At 63.2% G+C, this 13,801-nt stretch carries 9 protein-coding genes; 3 read left to right on the top strand and 6 right to left on the bottom strand.

The window, feature by feature from the left end:
• Positions 1-7 precede the first annotated feature (7 nt).
• Both EOE18_RS07840 and EOE18_RS07845 read left to right on the top strand, forming a co-directional pair.
• Complete coding sequence (locus EOE18_RS07840; RefSeq protein ID WP_246027320.1) at positions 8-1,489, top strand: hypothetical protein; 1,482 nt, start codon at positions 8-10, stop codon at positions 1,487-1,489.
• Positions 1,489-2,265, top strand: coding sequence for a hypothetical protein (locus tag EOE18_RS07845; protein ID WP_127707945.1), 777 nt, complete (start codon positions 1,489-1,491; stop codon positions 2,263-2,265). The genes EOE18_RS07840 and EOE18_RS07845 overlap by 1 nt, the downstream gene beginning before the upstream one ends.
• Here EOE18_RS07845 and EOE18_RS07850 read toward each other — a convergent pair.
• From EOE18_RS07850 to EOE18_RS07870, 5 genes are read right to left on the bottom strand one after another with little or no spacing between them, the layout of a single operon-like run.
• A complete protein-coding gene (locus EOE18_RS07850) occupies positions 2,262-3,659 on the bottom strand; it encodes an MmgE/PrpD family protein (protein ID WP_246027321.1) in 1,398 nt (465 codons plus the stop codon). The genes EOE18_RS07845 and EOE18_RS07850 overlap by 4 nt on opposite strands.
• Positions 3,602-5,146 carry a tannase/feruloyl esterase family alpha/beta hydrolase gene (locus EOE18_RS07855; protein ID WP_246027322.1) on the bottom strand — a complete coding sequence of 515 codons (1,545 nt, stop codon included), beginning with the start codon at positions 5,144-5,146 and terminating at the stop codon, positions 3,602-3,604. The genes EOE18_RS07850 and EOE18_RS07855 overlap by 58 nt, the downstream gene beginning before the upstream one ends.
• Positions 5,146-7,755: a TonB-dependent receptor gene (locus EOE18_RS07860; RefSeq protein WP_127707947.1), complete on the bottom strand. Its 2,610-nt coding sequence runs from the start codon at positions 7,753-7,755 to the stop codon at positions 5,146-5,148. The genes EOE18_RS07855 and EOE18_RS07860 overlap by 1 nt, the downstream gene beginning before the upstream one ends.
• A gap of 15 nt (positions 7,756-7,770) precedes the next feature.
• Positions 7,771-8,787: a hypothetical protein gene (locus EOE18_RS07865; RefSeq protein WP_246027323.1), complete on the bottom strand. Its 1,017-nt coding sequence runs from the start codon at positions 8,785-8,787 to the stop codon at positions 7,771-7,773.
• Entirely contained in the window at positions 8,784-9,896 is a 1,113-nt protein-coding gene (locus tag EOE18_RS07870) for a CapA family protein (protein ID WP_246027324.1), read from the bottom strand. Before EOE18_RS07870 ends, EOE18_RS07865 begins: the two co-directional genes overlap by 4 nt.
• Positions 9,897-10,115: 219 nt before the next feature.
• Between EOE18_RS07870 and EOE18_RS07875 the strand changes: the two genes are divergently transcribed.
• Positions 10,116-11,084, top strand: coding sequence for an alpha/beta hydrolase (locus tag EOE18_RS07875; RefSeq protein ID WP_246027325.1), 969 nt, complete (start codon positions 10,116-10,118; stop codon positions 11,082-11,084).
• Between the two features lie 5 nt (positions 11,085-11,089).
• Here EOE18_RS07875 and EOE18_RS07880 read toward each other — a convergent pair whose 3' ends face one another.
• Entirely contained in the window at positions 11,090-13,744 is a 2,655-nt protein-coding gene (locus tag EOE18_RS07880; protein ID WP_127707950.1) for an alpha/beta hydrolase domain-containing protein, read from the bottom strand.
• Positions 13,745-13,801 lie beyond the last annotated feature (57 nt).

Below are 13,801 nucleotides of genomic sequence, written 5' to 3' on the forward strand. Positions count from 1 at the left end.
CAGGGCCATGCGCAAGAAGCTGTTGATCGCCACCATCGGTCTGTTGGGAAGCGCCACGCTGGCCGCGCCCGCGCCTGACCGCTGGTGGTCCCCCGGCGAGGGGCGGGTGTTCCCCGCCTCGCTCGATTATGCCAATGCCCATGGCAGCTTGCGCCTGTTGCTGGATGGCGGGGCGATGAAAACCAAAGGCCACGCCTTTTTCGAGCCTTTGGGCAAGAATGGCCGCGCCTGCGTCACCTGCCACCAGCCTGCCGATGCCATGAGCCTGTCCGCCGCCACCGCCGCCGAGCGTTGGGAGAAGACAGGCGGCAAGGACCCTTTGTTTGCCGCCATCGACGGATCGAACTGCCCCGCCCTGCCGCAGGAAAAGCGCGAATCCCACTCGCTGTTGATCGAGCGCGGGTTGTTCCGCATCCAATTGCCTTGGCCGGTGCGCCAGTGGAACGGCAGGCCGGTAACGCCCGATTTCACCATCGAAGTGCTGCGCGACCCCAATGGCTGCAATTCGGGCGCGATGCATGGGCCAGCGGCAGGGAATATCTCGGTCTATCGCCGCGCAAGGCCGGTGGCGAATATGAAATATCTGCTGGCCGTGGGCTTTCCCTTTGATCCCAAACAGGGGGTCGCCCTGCCGCGTGATCCCGATGATGGCACGATGATGTCGGGCAATATCATGGCCGACAATCGCGCGGGCAATTTGCGGATGCAGATGGAGGATGCCGCCCATGGCCATCTGGAATATGCGAGAAAACTGACCACCGCCCAGATCGCGCAGATCAAGGACTTTGAAATGCGCGTTTTCACCGCCCAACAGGTAAGCGCCAAGGCAGGCGCGCTGGATACTCTGGGCGCGCAGGGCGGCCCGCGCAAATTGCAGGCATCCCAACCCGGCGCCTTGGGCAGCATCGGCATTCCGGTGTGGAGCGAATTTGCTGCATGGGAAAAGATCAACCCCGAGGATGCCAAGACCCTCAGCCCCGAGCAATTGGCCTTCCGCCAATCGGTGGCACGCGGGGCGCGGGTTTTCCGCGAGAAAATGTTCCTCATCACCGACAGCGCAGGGATCAATTCGCGTGTCGGCTTTGGCAATCCGGTACGCAACAGCTGCGTTTTCTGCCATAATATGAGCCAGATGGGCAATGATGTGGCACCGGGCCAAGTGGATCTGGGCACCACCACCATGCCCTTTGCCGATCCATGGCGCGATCTTCCGCTGTTCCGCATCACCTGTTTGAAAGCGCCGCACCCCCATTATGGCCGCGTGATCCTGACCATGGATCCGGGCTATGCCATGACCACCGGACGCTGCGCCGATGTAGGCAAGATCACGCTGCAATCCATGCGTGGACTGGCCGCACGCGCGCCCTATTTCTCCAACGGACTGGCCAAGGATTTGCGCGGCATCGTCGACTATTACGACCGGCGTTACAACATCGGCTATACCGAGCAGGAAAAGCAGGATCTGACCAATATGATGAGTGCGCTGTGATGTTGCGGAAACTGCTCGCCACCGCCGCCCTGCTGGCGCCGGTCTCTGCCGCTGCAGCCCAGACCGGCGATCTGGTGCAATTCATCGCCTGTCCCGTCTATCGCGATGCCGATAGCGGAAAGAAATCGGGCTGTTGGCTGGTCGATGATCCAGCGACTGGGCTACGCTATGATGTCTCGCTCAGCCCGCATAAGCCGGACTGGAATTTCGCCGTCATGGTCGAAGGGCGCGTCTCTGGCGCCTCGCCCGAGGCTTGCGGCGGTGCCGTGCTGGACGCTGTGCGCACCTCGCGCCTCTATGACACGCCCTGCACCCGCCATATGCTGCCCGCCGAGGGTTACAAGGGCCGCCGCTTTGTGCTGCCCAAGCGCAATATCTCGCCCACATCCATGGTGCAACCCGCGCCGGAGGGGCCCTTTGCGGAGCGAGTGTTTCCCATCTATTTTGAATGGGGCAATGACTTCCTCATCTATCAATATGGCGATTATCTGCTGGAACAGGCCTATCACTGGATCGCGGCAGCCCATCCGGCCAAATTGGTGGTGACCGGCTATGCCGCCACGCAGCCTCAGCCGGTCTCTGGTCGGAACATGGCTGAACCGGCTGAATTGGCCGAACAGCGCGCGCAGACCATCGCGCAATCCCTGCGCCGCCTCTTGCCCGGCATGCCGGTGGAGGCGCGGGTCGATACCAGCGGGAACCCCACCAATGACAGGGATGCCGATAATCTGCCCGCCCAATCGGCGCGGCGGGTAGAAATCAGGGCGCTGTTTTAAAACAGCGCCCCCACATCCCCGCATTGCTCCAGCGAGAGGATCGCCGCCGCCAAGGCTGGCGCATCGGCAGGGGGAAGGGCCGCGCGCGCCGCGCAATCGGCAAATTTGGCCCGCAAAGCCTGCGCCCCCAAAGGCCGCGCTGGACAGCCCAAAGCATCGGCCTGCGCCGCCTCCAGCACTTGCCCATCACGCAAAGTCACCCGCAGCCAGCCCCCTGCCCCTTGCCACGCAGCCGCCTTGTCCAGCACGGGGGTAATGCGCCCCGCCATGTCCAGCACCGCCGGATCGGCCAAGGAAGCCGCATCAAAATCATCCAGCCCCACCCGCCCGCGCACCAGTGCCAAGGCCAGCGTGAAGGGGATCGAGAATTTGGCATCTATCGCCGTCTGCGGTGCGCGTTTGCGGGGCAAAGGATCGCACAGCATGGTCTGGATCGCATCCACGCCCACCTCCACTTGTGCAATGTCTTGCGCCTTCACACCCATGGCCAGCGCCATTTCCACCGCCCCATGGGTCCCACGGCAAGATGGCCAGCGCTTGAAGGTCAACGCCTCGATCCAGAACCGCCGACCCAACCCCTCGCGCAACACGCTCTCGTCAAACGCGCCGCCAGCGTAAAGCGCGTAAAAGCCATGCCGCCCCTCGATCGGCTGTTCAAACCCTGCCACACCCCCGCGCACCAGCAAGGCCGAAAGCACGGCCGCCTGCGCGGGGAAAGCTTCGCGCACGGCGCGGATGACGGTGCCTTGCGAATGTTTGATCTCGCCCGGCATCACATTCTGGCACAGCATCAAGGAGAAAGCGTCGCGCACCTGCCCCGCATTCAGCCCCAACAGATGCGCCGCCCCCGCAACCGCCCCCATGCCCGCCAGAATGGGCGGTGGATACCATCCCCCCACCTCCATCCTCTGCCGCAAGGCCAAGGCGAGGCGGCAGCCGATATCGCAGCCCACCGCCAGAGCGGTCAGAAATCGCCTGCCATCCACCCCGCCCTCAGCCTGCGCCAGAGCGATCAGCGCGGGCAGCAAGCTGGCATTGGGATGGATCGGCGCCAGATCAAAGGCATCCTCGTAATCAAGCGCATGGGCCATCGCCCCATTGGCCAGCGCCGCCATCGGCGCGCTGGCGCGCAGGCCATTGCCCAAAATCGTGCAAGGCCCGTCGCCCGCCGCCAATTTGACAAAGGGCAAAACCTCTGGCGCCATGCCGCTGGCCCCCAGCATCACGCCCAACCCGTCCAGCAACACCTGCTTGGCCGCTGTCACCGTGGCAGGGGGCAGATCATCATAGAGCGCCTCCGCAACATAGGCCGACAGATCATCCGAGAGCCCCGCCATCAGCGTAGCCTCCGCGCCATCGCCCGATCGGTCACACAGCGATAGGAGGCGGCCCATCGGCTATTGCCTCGCCCATCATAGGCCGCCCTTGCCGGATAGGGGCACAGCTTGCGGGTAAAGGCCACAGCCTCTCCCTCGCGTCGCGTGGCGATGATCTGCGCCGGAGCCCGCGTCTTTTCCACCCAGTCGATCAGCGACCAGAGAATATCGCTCTGCGCCTCGCCGCTGGCGGGCACATGGCCCGATCCGCCAAAACTATCTGCCCCCGGCCCGCCGCGACAATGATACATGCCCGGCACCATGAACAGGCGCACCGAATGGCCCAAGCGGGTAACACCGCCATGCGCACGGGCCAGCGCGGCATAATAATCGATGGTGGGGCCAGCATTGGTCGAAGGGTCCTGCCAGCCCTGATAGAGGATCGCCTTGCCGCCACGCTTCAGGAAAGGCGTGATGGCGGTACTATCCGCCCGCAATTGCGGCATTTTAGCATTGATCGCCGCCAGATCCGCGCTGCGGGCAAATTGGCGCGCATCCCAATCGGGATCATCATGCAAGGCATCGGCCCACATGGCGTTGAGCAAGGGCGATGGCGGGCCGGGCCGCGTCCGCACACCGGCCAACAGGCCTTTATCCATCGCCCTGCCGCGCTCGTCCCGCAAGGGGGCGATGATCCGGTCCAGCATCGCCAGCTTGGGCGCGGTCAGGCAGTCCTGCAACTGCCCCGCCTTGCACAACAGGTTGGCGGTCGGGGCATGGCAAGTCAGCGGGTTTTCGACCACCCCATCCTTCACCCCGTCGCGCTTGTCGCAAGCTTCAAAAGTCCGCCTTTCATACAGGGCCCAATCGGCATCGCTCAACATGGCCGCAGGCTGGCGCTGCTGTTCCAGCGCGAACCACAGCATCCGCACCGATTGCAAAGGCATATAGGGGCCGGGCGCGCCTGCCACCACGCCATCATAATCGGCAGGATAGAGCTGCATTTCCTTCAAAGCCTGTCGCCCGCCGCCCGAACAGCCCATGAAATAGGCGTGATCCACCGGCTTGGCGTAATAGCGTCGCACCAGAGCCTTGGCCGCCTGCGTGGCCAGATGCACAGCGCGATGTTCGTAATCGGCCCGCGCCTTGGCCCCGCGCATCCAGTGTGGATCGGATGCCTTGTGGCCGCTGTCGGTGGTGACCACCGCAAAACCCTGCCCGATGCGCAGGCTCATGTCGCGATAGTTGAATACGCCCGCATCGCCGCCCACACCGGCGCCCAGCAAACGCCCGTTCCAGTCCTGCGGCAACCAGAGTTCAAATCCGATCGAACCCTCGATCCGTCCCTGCACACGGCAGAGGCCAGCAGACACCGGCAGCGGCGCATAGGAACCCCAAGTCTTGCCGCCTCCCTCCGGCTTGAACGCCCCCGCCACAAAGGGCTGCGCCCGCACCACCTCCACCTGCCCCACACGCCCCGCCAGAGCGGAGCAGGTCTCGGGCGCTGGCCCGCCCGCCATGGCGGAAAGGCTGGCCAGCAGCGGCAGCAATGCGGGCGCGGCCATCAGAACTTCACGCCTGCATTGACCGAAACCACGCGCGGCAAGGGGCTGGCGCTTTGGGGATCATAGCCGCGGGTGGTGTCGACAAAGGGCGGGTTGCGGTCAAACAGGTTGCGCGCATCCACCCCGATGCGGAAATTGCGCGTCACTTCAGCGGTAAGCGAGAGATCGAAAGTGTCATAGGCGCTGACATGCTGGTAATTGGTCAGCCCCGTATTCCAATAGCCCGACAGGTGGTTCCAGGTGAAGCGCGTGGCGAAAATCCCGACCTTGGCGCCCACATCGCCCTGCATACGGAATTTCTGCGGGAAATTGAGCGTATTGGCCACCGAGGCGACCGCAGCGCCGGGCACGGCCTGAAATTTATAGGAGCCGTAATAGGTGCCGCTCACCCCCGCATCCATCTTCACCTTGCCGATGGTCCAGTCGTAGCTGGCCATGAAATCCAGCCCCCGCACCTGCGCGCGGCCCAGATTCTGGCGGCGGCCATCGACGATAAAGCTGACCGCATTGGTGTTGATCACGCTGTTGATCGGCAGGCCCGATCCGACCAGCGCGCTGACCTGTGCCGCGCTGGGGTTCAGCGTGACAAAGCTGGCATAGAGCGGGTTGGTGAGAATGCCCGGCGTGCCGCGCAGCGCGATGATCTGGTTTTTGTAATCAATGTCGAAATAGGTGATAGATGCGCGCAGCCCCCGCATCGGGTTGATCTCGGCCCCCAACGACCATGTGGTGGCGGTTTCGGGCTTCAGATTGGGATTGCCGCCCGCGATACCAATGCCGGTCTGGTTGCCACTCGCGCCGGGCAAAGTGTCATAATAGAGCCCCGCCCCGCCCGCCACGGTGGAGACTTCGGTAAACGTCGGCGCACGGAACGATGTGCCATAGGACCCGCGCAGCGATAGCATCTCTGCCGGTTTCCACGTCACGCCCAGCTTGGGGTTGCTGGTGCTGCCAAAATCGCTGTATTTTTCATAGCGCCCCGCCACGGACAGCGACAATTGCCGCAACAGTGGCATGGCATTGTCGCGCCCGACGATAGGCAGGAACAACTCGCCAAACAGCGCCTTTACATTGCGGCTGCCTGCATCGGTCACATGAACAGGGCTTGCCGCCTGCCCCGTGGCCAGATCGGTGAACGTATATTCGCGGCGATATTCCGCACCGGCCGCCACGCGCAAGGCGCCACCGGGCAGGCGGGCCAACGTGCCATCGGTTTGCACATTCAACACATCAAGCCGCGTGCGGCCGATGATAATGAACAGATTGTCGCGGATCTTGGCAATGGTGGCCGGATTATTCGCCCCGCCAAACACATTGAGCGCCGTAGCCGGATTGGTGTCGGCCAGAGCGGCATTCAACGCCGCCGTGTTCACGCCCACAGTGCGATTGGCCACATCGGCGCTTTGCCCGTGCGAGTAATAGGCGGTGGCCTTGAAATCGCCAAAGGGCCGCGCCTCGATCCCCGCCACCGCATTCCAACTATAGCCGTAATAGGGGTTCATATCGAGCCCGCCATTGGTGGGCACCAGCGACCAGGTAACCGTCTCCGAGGTAATCCCCGCAGCAGGCGCGACAAAGAAGGGATTGGTGTTGCGCACCGTGGCGCTGATATTGGTGAACTGACCGATCTTGCCATCGCGCCATGAATACATGCCATCAGCAAAGATGCGGACAGCGGGGCTGATCTGCTGGCTGAAACTGCCCAGAATATTGTAGCGGATCTGTTCGGGGATCACCGTGTCATAGCGGTTATAGAAACATTTGTTGCTGGTGCCCGCCACCAGCGAGGATGCCGTGGCGCTGGTTACGCCGGTCGAAGGAATGGCATAGGTCTGCCCCCCTGCGGTGATCGTGCCGGTATCGCAATTGGTGACCCGCAGGTCGCGCCCGCCGCGATAGGTGTTATTGTCCTGATACCAAGGCAAATCCCCGCCGATCAGCGCGGAATTATGCGTGATATCGCCCGCCACCATCACATTGCCGCTATCCCATTTGCGGCCGAAAATGCCCGAAATCTGCTGCTCTTTGAAATTGCCGCCGGTAAAGCCGCTGCGCGCGCGCAGTTCCAGCCCGTCAAATTTGCGGCGCAGGATGAAATTGACCACGCCCGCAATCGCATCCGAACCATAGACCGCCGAAGCGCCATCGGCCACCACTTCCACCCGCTCCAGCGCAATGGCGGGAATGACCGAAGGATCGGTATATTGCCCCTGCGTGCCCTGCGGCGGCAGGCGGCGGCCGTCAAACAGCACCAGCGTGGCATTGGTGGAAAGCCCGCGCAGGTTGATGCCCGCCCCGCGCGTGGCATTGGCTGAACCATTTTGCGCGCTGCCCCCGTTGCGGTTGGCGCCCAGCGAGACCACCTGCGGCACGCGACGCAGCAGGTCATTGGTGGAGGTCACCGGCTCGGCGGCAATCTTCGAGGCATCGAGCGCGATAATGTTCGAACCGACCGGCGCCACACCGCGAATGCGGCTGCCGGTGACGATAATCGCCTGATCCTCTTTCTCAGCCTGCGGTGCCTTGACTTGCGCTTGCGCCTGCGTGCTCCAGACCAAACCGCTGGCCAGCGCCGTGGCGGTGGCCCATGCGCGATAATATGCCTTCATGATCCTCTCCTGTTTTTATGGTGTTTTGGAAATTTCGCGCCGCCAGCGCGGCGCCAGCGACAGCAGCGCAATCGCCCCGATCAAAATGCCCGCGCCCAGCAATTCGGCCCCGCGCGGCATTTTCATGCCCCAACCCCACGCCAGCAGCACCGATCCGCCCACGCCCGCCACAAGGCTGGCGGCGCGCTCCAAAGGCACGCAATAGGCGTTTTCGGCAGGGGCCATCAGGATGATGATGGCCAGCACGGAAATGATGGTCAGCGTGACGCCGATGGCCACCAAGGGCCATATCGCAGGCAGGCTCCACACGGTGATGAAGCCGGTGGCCAATTCACCGGCCTGTCCACCAAGACCGCTGGCCGAAATCGCCGCCAGCATCGCCACCGACAGGGGCAGCGCAATCATCTTCTCTTCGACGAAATAGGCGCGCAGAACCGCAAGATCCCCATTCTTGCCCACCCGCGTCATCACCGCCAGACGCAGGAAATAGCCGATCGTATACAGCACCACCGTCAGGATCGCCAAAGGCGGCAGATGCAGCCCACCGCGATCCTGCAAGGTGATGCCCAAAGCCAGCGCCACCATGGCCAATGCCGCCCAACTCCACCAACGCACGCGGCGGCCGAACACCAGATCGACCAAAGGCGCGATGATCAACACATCCCCGCGCATCACCAACTGGATGAAGGGCACGCTGACCCCTTGAAAGGTGAGCGAGAGCGGCACGGTAAACAGCACCAAACCCGTCCCCAGACCGGACAGCAGAGTCCAGCGCGTCGGGCATGGCAGGCGAAACCGCCCCAGCCTGACCGCATGGGCATGGACATGCCAGCCCGAAGCCCAGATGAAGCCATAGGTCAGCACCAGATTGATCAGCAGCGATGCTGGCAGCGTCTCCAGCCCGGTCAAGGGCCGCCCCAGCACGGGATCGGCAAAGCCGGTCACCATGCGGGTGATCATCACATTGGGCAGATAGGCCAGCACATAAAGCCCCACCCAGCCCTCCATGGCCAGCGGGCGGCGGGCGGTCACGCGGTCAACTCCACCATATCGCCGACGGGCCGGTAACGGGCGTTGAGACCTGCCTCGGCGGTGATGGCGCCCATGTAATCCAGCACGGCGGCATATTCGGGGCTGCCTTGTGCAACAATATGGGGCACCGCATCGCGGCCGATGTATAGCGGCAGGAAACCTGCACGCAGCAATTTGCCCTCTGCGATTTCAAGGCGGGCGATCATCGACAGGCGCGCCGCTTTCGGGAAATTGTACAAGCCTTCGAAATCGGGCTCCCATTCCTCGGCCAGCACGCGGATCTCGTTCCAGCTTTTGGACTTGGCATGGGCTTCGTCCATCTTGAGGTCGGTGGCAAAATTGCACAGCGAGTAAAAGACCGGCTTGCCCTCGATCATCTCGCAGCCCTTCAGAATATGGGCATGGCCGCCAAGGATAGCATCAGCCCCCGCCGCAATCGCCGCGCGGGCCACATCGCGCTGGTAATCGGCAATCGCAGCCCGCACGAAATGGATGCCCCAATGATGCGACACCACCACCACGTCGGCCCGTTGCTTGGCCGCGCGAATATCGGCTTCCATCGCGGCCAGATCATCGCGGTGGGGATAGGTGTGGATGCGGGCGGGCGTGCCGGGTTGGTCATGCTCGATCTGTTCATAGACCGTATGGGCGCGCATGGGTGCGCAACCTGGGCGGCGCTCGTCGGCCCAGGTGGAATGGGGCAGGATGCTGGAATAGGCCAGCATCGCCACCGTGCTGCCATCGGACAGGCGGCGGATGACGGGTTGGCGCGCCTCGGCAATATTTGCGCCTGCACCGACCACTTCCATACCTGCCGCGCGCAAATGCTGCTGCGTTTCAAAAAACGCCGCGGCGCCCCAATCCATGCAATGGTTGCCCGCCATCGAGATCACATCGAAACCGGCACGCCCCAGCGCCGCCGCGCCATCGGGCCGCGCCAGCACGGCATGGCGCGCCTGAGGCAGGCGCTGGCCGCTATGGGCAAAGCTGGTTTCCAATTGGCCAAAGGTTAAATCTGCCGCGCGCAACACATCGCGCGTGGCCACGAAGCTCTCGTCATAATTGTCGCGATCCATGGCGAGGTCGCCGGTGGCGAGCAGGATAGGCACGCAGATTCTCCCCATTTCGCGCCGCTCTGCTGGCGGGCCTTATGCAATAGGTCATAGCGATAAATGCAAGGGCTTGCAACTAGCCTGATTTCGCAAGATCATCGCCATTTATCCCTAATTTTTCGACGATGTTACAAAGATTATCTTCCAGAAATCGCCGCCATTCATTATGCAAGGCTTTGCACACATGGCCAACCATGGCCGGAACCGGAGAAGTCGATGCCCAAAACACCCCTTGCCCTTGCCCTGCTGGCATCCTGCCTGCTGCTGCCCGCGGCCCATGCACAAACCCCGCCACCGCGCCCTGCCGCGCTTACCCCTGAACAGGAAGCCGAGCGTAAGGCCGCAATGAACCTGCCCAACATCCCCGGATCGGGCCCCTATGCCGCGATCATGGAAACCGACGCCCGCCTGCCCAATCATGTCATCTATCGCCCTGCCAAATTGCCTGCCACCAAACTGGGCGTGATGGTCTGGGGCAATGGCGGCTGCCGCGAGGATGGTGCCTCGGCGCGCCAGCATTTGCTGGAAATTGCCAGCCATGGCTATCTGGTCATCGCGCCGGGCCGCATCCTGTCGGGCCCCAGCGCCACCGAAAAACTGCCCGAGCCTGATCCCGCCGCGCCGCGCCGTCTCGATTCCCCCACCAAAAGCGCTGATGTTCTGGCGGGACTTACTTGGGCCTTGGGTGAAAACACCCGCAAGGGCAGTCTGTATCAGGGCCATATCGACCCCAAACAAACCGCCGTGGCCGGCCATAGTTGCGGCGGCTTGCAAGCCTTGGAAGTCGCCCGCGACCCGCGCATCCATGCTGTGCTGATCCACAATAGCGGCGTTTTTGCCGATGGCAGCAACCCGATCGCGGGGCTGACCGTATCCAAGGCCCTGCTGAAAGGCATTCACACGCCGATCGTCTATTTTCTGGGCGGACCGGGCGATGTGGCCTTTCCCAATGGCAGCGACGATTATGCCAAGATCGACCATGTGCCCGCTGTTCTGGTGAACCTGCCGGTGGGCCATGGCGGCACTTTCTACAAACCCTATGGCGGGGCGATTGCGCAGGCCTCGGTGGATTGGCTGCAATGGCAATTGCGGGGCGACAAGAGCGCCGCGCGGACTTTTACCGGCCCCGCCTGCCGCCTTTGCGTTGCGCCCGGTTGGAGCATCGAGCGCAAGCACCTGCCTTAAAGCCCTTACCGACAGTTGCGGCCGCGAACGCACGGCCGCAACATCGGGGCGGGCTGATGGGCGACAAATCCAGTTGCCGGATTGCCCCAAATGCCATCGGCCAAACGCTGCTCCAATTGGCGCAGGGACGCCACCAGCACCTCGCCCGAAAAGCCGCAATGGCCCGCCTGCGCCAACCACAATGTGCTGAACATGGCCGGATCAGCCGCCTCCTGATAGGCACGCTGCAATGAAGGCGATGTAGCCCCGTCGCCTATCGCCTGCACGGACAGCAAGGGCACCATCGGGCGGGCATTGGGCGTATAATGCTCCATCATATAGCGTACCGCCGCAGGCTTGGCGCTCACCCGCGCTCCCCCGTTCAGTCGCGCCAGATCAGCCTTCAGATCCAGCCCCGCCTTGGCATAAAGCGCCTCGACAAAGGCGCGACGGCCCGACAGCGCCAGTTGGGCGGTATAATCGACGCCCTTGTTCCACGAAAAGGCGCCGCCCGCGCGCTGCTCCTGATCCACACGCGGCAGGAATGTGCCAAAGGTGAAGGAAGCGCCGATTTCATCCACCTGCGCTTCAACATCCCCCTGCGCAGGGCGCGGGCTGTCCCGCCGCGTCCAGCCCGGAATGCCCGACAACACGCCCGCCAGCGCCAGACGCGCGCGCCCTTGCGCCGTGGCAAGCGCTGCCTGCACCACGCTTTCGGCCCTCTGGCCATTGGCCCTGTCATCGCTAACGCCCGTCAATTGCAGGCCCGCATCTCGGCCCAGCAATTGCTGCAAGGCATAGGCGCCATCCAGCGCCATATTCATCATGCCGACTGCACCCCCGATCGATGGGCAAAAGGCAATCGCCCCATCGACTACGGGCCGCCCCTGTTCGGCCAGCGCCGTGGTCACCAATCCGCCCATGGAATTGCCCCATGCGATGGTGGTTTTGGGCTTGCCATAGGTCTTGGCAAAGGCGGCAATCGCTTGGGTCTGGGCTGGAACCGCCTCGGCCAAGGACCAACCCGCCGCGCCATAATCGCTGGCAAGCAGGGCATAGCCTTTCTCCAGCAGCAAGGGTTTGGCATTGGCGGGCGCCAGTTCGGGCGCGCCCAGTTTCGCCGAATAGCCACGGCCCCAGACCAGCAAAGTGCCGTTCCAGTTGGCAGGGACTTCAGAGGCCCATTTGGCCCCATTGTTCAACACGCCTTCCGCCGAGGCAGGCCCATCCCCACGCGACGGTCCAAAGGCCTGATCGGCATAGCGTCTTGCGGCGCGCTTTTCCTCGGCGGCATCGGCGGCGAGCAGCCAGCGCTCTCTCACCAGACTATCCACCCGCGCATCAAACCTGGCCAGATAGTCGCCCCGCCCGCCCGGATAGGTCTGGGCGATCAGAGAGGCATCCACCGGCAGGCGCTTCAAATTGCGGCGCGGCACTTTGCCGCCACAGGCGCTGGCTTGCGCCTCGCCATAGCGGACCAGCGGCACATCCAGCTGCGCCACGCGAATGCCGCCCAGCGGATTGCCGAAAGCATCACGGGCATAATCCTTGCCCACCACCTGCATCCTTGACGCGCGCGGGGCAGGCAGACCTTCGCTCACCCAGCGGTCCAGATTGACCAGCGCCGCCTGCGCCACATCGCGCATCGGGCTGTCGGTATCCTCCACCGAACACACCGGCACCGGCTCCACGCCGCCATGGCGACGGTCCAGCAATTGCCATGTCGAGGGACGGACCTGCCCGCTCACCCCGCTGTCGCCATGGCTGACCCCGCCCAGTTCATAGATACGATAGCCGCCCTTGGCCGCATCGCTCTCCTCGCGCAGGGGATAGATATTGGTGATCGCCTCCATCTCGCTGGTCAATTCGATCACCGGAGAGTCGATCACGCGCAGCTTTTGCTCATGGCGGTTTTTCACCGGATCGGTGGAGTTAAGCGGCACATGGCCCGCATCCACAGCCCCCGCCGAAATGCCGATCAGATAGCCATCGATCACCGGCGAACCATCCCGACGCCGATAAAGATCATGGAATCCGAAATTGATCCAGCTGCGCCACTGGCTGCCCAGAAAGGACCAGCCCGATCCATAGACCCGCCGCACTTTCCAGCCCGCCAAGGGGCTCCCCTTTGCCGGATCGCGCAAGGCGCTGGTGATCTGGCCGATAATATCCCAGCGGATGCCGTCATCTTTTGGGATGTTAAACGCGGCATAGCGCTTGGCATCAAACCATTGCGGCAGATCGGTGGTGGCCACCGGCACGGCAGGCGTGGAGGCCTTGCGGCTTGGCGCATCGCTGCCATTGATCGCCACGGCATAGACCGCGCCCGAACGCAGCACCAGACTGTCGATCCGGCCCCATTGGGTGCCCGCCAGATTGGGATGCTGTAGCGCGAAATGGACGATGCCGTTGAACCTTTTGGGATCACGCGGGCGGATGAGAACGATGCGGGTGTGATAGGGCACTTGCCCCTGCCGGACGGCCAGACTGCCATCCTCTTTCTCGCCATAGATCGCGCCGGTGCCGGACACGAAATATTCCTCCTGCACATAGCCAGCACGGGCCAAGGCCTGCGCCTCTTTCGTGCCCTCCAGCACCAAGGGGGCAAAAATCCTGGACTTTGCGGTTTGGGCGATAGGGGCGCTCCAGTGGAGGGGCTGGGCAGCGGCGGGAGCGGCCATAAGGACCGATGCCATAAGAACTGATGAAGGCAGGGCGAAACGGATCGACATGGGATT

Source organism: Novosphingobium umbonatum, from assembly GCF_004005905.1.
Lineage (GTDB): Bacteria > Pseudomonadota > Alphaproteobacteria > Sphingomonadales > Sphingomonadaceae > Novosphingobium > Novosphingobium umbonatum.

What these genes read in the sequence shown, in the direction of transcription:
- EOE18_RS07850 (WP_246027321.1), bottom strand. Translation starts at nt 3,659, where the DNA reads ATGGGCCGCCTCCTATCGCTGTGTGACCGATCGGGCGATGGCGCGGAG.
- EOE18_RS07875 (WP_246027325.1), top strand. Translation starts at nt 10,116, where the DNA reads ATGCCCAAAACACCCCTTGCCCTTGCCCTGCTGGCATCCTGCCTGCTG.
- EOE18_RS07840 (WP_246027320.1), top strand. Translation starts at nt 8, where the DNA reads ATGCGCAAGAAGCTGTTGATCGCCACCATCGGTCTGTTGGGAAGCGCC.
- EOE18_RS07845 (WP_127707945.1), top strand. Translation starts at nt 1,489, where the DNA reads ATGTTGCGGAAACTGCTCGCCACCGCCGCCCTGCTGGCGCCGGTCTCT.
- EOE18_RS07855 (WP_246027322.1), bottom strand. Translation starts at nt 5,146, where the DNA reads ATGGCCGCGCCCGCATTGCTGCCGCTGCTGGCCAGCCTTTCCGCCATG.
- EOE18_RS07860 (WP_127707947.1), bottom strand. Translation starts at nt 7,755, where the DNA reads ATGAAGGCATATTATCGCGCATGGGCCACCGCCACGGCGCTGGCCAGC.
- EOE18_RS07880 (WP_127707950.1), bottom strand. Translation starts at nt 13,744, where the DNA reads ATGGCCGCTCCCGCCGCTGCCCAGCCCCTCCACTGGAGCGCCCCTATC.